Raw genomic sequence first — 4,396 nt, forward strand, 5'->3', positions numbered from 1 at the left:
AGGAGCATAATGTCGTGGAGCAGTTACCGAGGCATGTAACGCTTTGAGCAACGCTACTGAGGAGGCAGGAGGCAAGTATTATTGGATAAAGTATTTTTTCCTCGGCCCTTAGGAGATGGTTATCACAACACGGTCATTTGACGGCGTTAAGGCTATTGAAAGATGGGGTACATTGAACTTTGTAATTAGCCATAAATTAGCCGCAGGCCTTTAGATGCTTAGCTTTACCCTTCCTCCATCCCCGATGCTACCAACAACTATGCGGCTACTTGCCGCCACTAGCCTATTTTGGCTATCGGCCTGTGCCGGGTCCAACGTTGCACCGGGCAGTTCCAGCTCTGCGCTTGCCTCAAGCGCCCCCTTGATTACTTCAAGTAATAACTCAAGTGAAGCCGCTAGCCTCAGTAGCGAAACGGCATCGTCGTCGGCAGCAGTAATGGGTTACCAAAAAGGTGAGTACATTTTAGGCATGGATATTTCGTATTGGTCAGAGCAGCTTGACCAAGGCGCTACTTATATCGATACCGATGGCCAAAGCAAAGATCTCCTGCAACTTTTGAAAAACCACGGTATCAATTTCATTCGCCTGCGTACTTTTGTAGACCCCACATCACCCTTCGGCTATACCTCCACAGCCGGTGGCAGCAATGCGGGCTGCGCAGGTAAAAGCCAAGCCTATAACGGAAAAGAAGACATTATCCGCACCGCGAAACGCGTCAAAGCGGCAGGCATGGGATTTTTACTGGATTTTCATTATTCAGACACCTGGGCCGATCCCGGCAAACAAGTTATCCCTGATGCTTGGCGCAATAGCCGCACCATTGAAGAATTAGCCCAGCAAGTTCGGCTTTACACACGGGATACTTTAGAGGCACTGCGCGCTGAAGATGTACTGCCCGATATGGTACAAATTGGCAATGAAAGCACACCAGGGCTGCTCGTGCATACAACAACAAACAATACCGATTGCTGGGGAAATAACTCCACCCCCAGTAACGGCCCCAATGGTGCTGCCAATGACAACAACTGGAATAACCTTGGGCAATTATTAAAGGCTGGAATCCAAGCGGTGAATGCCGTAAGCCCAGACATTAAAACGTTATTGCATATCGAAAACTTTCATCACCCAGACGGAGTCGAGTGGTGGGTTGATAGCGCGCTGGCACAAGGTGTGAATTTTGATGTTTTAGGTCTGTCCGCTTATGAAGAATTTCAAGGTCCCGCAAGCGCTTGGCGCACAACAATGCAGCGCCTATCAAGTCGTTATCCTGAACTGTCTTTTTCTTTTGTGGAATACAACCCGCGCGGGCGCTTACTGAATGACATTCTGCAAGAAATTCCGGAAGAACGCGGGCTGGGCACTTTTTTCTGGGAGCCTACGGAGTCGGGGTTTTGGGGCAATGCTTTATTTACCCAACAAGGTAACGCCTATCGAGCCAACCCCGAAGATTTCGCCGTTTACGACCAAATGGTACGGGATTATGGCTTACGAAAGATAACGGATTAAAGCCCTACTAACCTATATCCTGTAGGCCCCGGCATGTAACGCTTTGGGCAACGCAGTTGAGGAAGTAGGAGGCAAGCATTATTGGATAAAGTATTTTTTCCTCGGCCCTAATAGCCGGCTATTGCAAAAATTTTTAACGAAGTCAAGCATGCACCCAGGAATTCAAAAACGGGAAGTTATTTAATGCACGCCCCTAAGGCGTTCAGACTGAAGAAAATTCAACTTCCCTCGGGTTAGAGCCACTATTTCATAGTAAAATGATCGCCTAGCAGTTTAGCGAGGCGGAAATGGACAATTTCATTGATACCAATATTAATCAAACGTATTGATGGATGTCAACCATTTTGAGCAGCTAGGCACGAACATTTTTCGATTACCGACTGTAAATTTCCTGGCGACGCCTCAAAGGAGTCAGCGGTACACAGGATAAACTAAAGAGAAGTTCGAGCCTGCTGACTAATATTAATTTTCCGCTGAGCCACCGAGACAAGAACAAAGCCCTCAATACCTACATCAAGCATAGATTAATAATTCTGATTGTATTATTCCATATATCATACGGTCAGCTAGAAAAAACAAGGCTATTTTCAATGTGGTTAAATAACGAGCGCAGTACCAGCACAGCAATAAGCGCTTATCGAAAATCTTTATTACAGCCCAGGCCCAACCATATTGTTATTGACAACCTATTTAACGAATCAAAACTCGATGAAGTTGTTTCCGTTTTACAGCAACCACATCACTGGAAAACACAACAGCACACCTACTCTGCTTTATATGCGGATGATGCCCTGTGGCAAAAAACCAGTAACGACGAGCGTTTTGTACAACGCGATATTTGGCAACGCGCATTAACACCCAGCACCGCCACCACTAACAATCAAGCCCAAAATGTAGCTAACGATTTTTTATCGTTTTTACGCGGGGATATTTTCATGTCTTTTGTGTCGAAAATTTTCAAAACCGAACTCACCGATATTAATGTCGAAAACCCTTTAATCAACACCAACTACTTCCGCTTAAGCTCTACCGATTTCGTGCGACAACATGCTGACGATTCCCCAGGCAGAGAAGTTTGCATGCTGTTGTATATGAATAAAAAATGGGAAGAGCATGCAGGAGGCGAGCTGGTATTTATGGGTAACGGAAAACCTATTCATATTGCACCGCATTACAATCGCTGCGTATTATTCGACCCCTTCTCAAAGGGTTCCGAGCACTGGGTAGCCCCACTAACAGCAGGATATGCCGCCAAATATCGCTATAACGTCACCAGTTGGTACTGGTCTGAATAACATAACCATAACTACCCTCTAAAAGGGTTTATTTGATACAGTAGCAAGCAAACCGCCGCGTCTAAGGGGTGTGCACGAGATAAGTTGCTGGAATTTGGGTTTGTGGGTGCTTGTTTGACGAGGCGAAAATATGGCGGAATAGCCGGCTATTGCAAATATTTTTAACGAAGGCAAGCGTGCACCCAGGAATTCAAAAGCGGAAAGTTATTTCATGCACGGCCCTAAGCGCACTTCACAAAAAATATGTAAGTGACAGCACCATGAAACAATTATTCAGAAAAATTTTCGCACCGCTTCTCAAGGTTTTTGAATCTGGAACCGGCGAATTTAGTTACCGTAAATCCCACCGCACAGCATTAATCGCAGTGGGCGCATTGTTTTGGGTGATTTCAACGATATCGGGAATAGCCGCCAGCGCAATGACAGAAGCTGCCACATGGATTCCTGTTATTGTTTTCTTTTTGGGCGGCATGGTTTGCTTAGTACTGGGCCTGTTAGGCAATGACCGCGCAGTTGCCACAATTTGGGGAAGTAAATAATAAACATGCTTCGATTGGCTCGAGGTAAAGCGGGCCTACCCTACAGGCACCGCTAGATCTTGCCGCCATGCCCGACAAAATACAGGTAGCAGCCACATTCATATACCATACACACCAATAACATAGCCTTAACATCATCACCGCTATCCACCTATCCAGCACTATTACTAAATGACAGACACAAAATGCCATACCCAATAAATCACTCTCACGCCTTCTACCCATATATTCTTTTACTCGCAATCACACTTGCCATTGGCGCTTGTAGTACGGTTAAAAAATCACCTCAAAAAACAAAAGCCCTGACCTACGAAAAGTCATCTTTCCAAGCGCTACCCGGCTGGAGCACCTCCAACCAGCAGGGCGCACTGCTCGCTTTTAAAAATTCTTGTAGCAAAATATTAAAAAGTAAAACCCTTGGGGCGCGCCAAAACCAACCAACACTTTCGCTAAGCGATCTTAAATATACCTGTACACAGGCACTCGAATGGCAGGGTAATGCGCGTAATTATTTCGAAAACCACTTTGAAGTTTATGCAGCAAGCTTTAATGGCGCACGCGATAGTTTTTTCACTGGCTATTACGAGCCAGAATTAAAAGCCTCACTCACGCAAAAAGCAGGGTTTAATACGCCCATCCACGCTCTACCCGATGACATGATGACTGTTAACCTGAGTGACTTTGATCAGGAATGGGAAAGCAACAAACTTTGGGGCCGCATCGAAGGTAAGCAACTTAAACCCTATTGGACCCGCGAAGAAATTCACCGCAAGAACATTCCCACCGAAACCATCGCATGGGCAGCCGATAGCGTGGATGTGTTCTTTTTACACATTCAAGGCTCTGGTTTACTAACCTTAGGCAGCGGCGAACAAATGAGAGTAGGCTTTGCCGGTCGCAATGGCCAACCCTATACCGCAATTGGTAAACCGCTGATTGAGCAAGGCGAATTAGACGCCGCCACGGTATCTATGCAAAGCATTCGCACATGGCTTGCGCAAAATCCCGATCGCGCCCAAAGCATTATGAACCTCAATAAATCCTATATCTTTTTT

The 4,396-nt window shown here is 45.9% G+C and carries 4 protein-coding genes; all 4 read left to right on the forward strand.

Annotation, left to right across the window (positions count from 1 at the left end; all coding sequences use genetic code 11):
- Positions 1 to 214: 214 nt before the first annotated feature.
- Positions 215 to 1,507, forward strand: coding sequence for a glycosyl hydrolase 53 family protein (locus tag AC3A8L_RS20225; RefSeq protein ID WP_487964078.1), 1,293 nt, complete (start codon positions 215 to 217; stop codon positions 1,505 to 1,507).
- A 590-nt stretch (positions 1,508 to 2,097) separates the two neighbouring features.
- Entirely contained in the window at positions 2,098 to 2,802 is a 705-nt protein-coding gene (locus tag AC3A8L_RS20230) for a 2OG-Fe(II) oxygenase (protein ID WP_487964079.1), read from the forward strand.
- Between the two features lie 260 nt (positions 2,803 to 3,062).
- The gene (locus tag AC3A8L_RS20235; protein ID WP_487964080.1) at positions 3,063 to 3,341 is read left to right on the forward strand and encodes a hypothetical protein; all 279 of its coding nucleotides are present in this window, start codon (positions 3,063 to 3,065) and stop codon (positions 3,339 to 3,341) included.
- Positions 3,342 to 3,526: 185 nt separating this feature from the next.
- Positions 3,527 to 4,396 (forward strand): MltA domain-containing protein (locus AC3A8L_RS20240; protein ID WP_487964081.1); only part of this gene is annotated, 870 nt, incomplete at its 3' end.

The sequence above is a fragment of the Marinagarivorans sp. genome, from assembly GCF_982758155.1.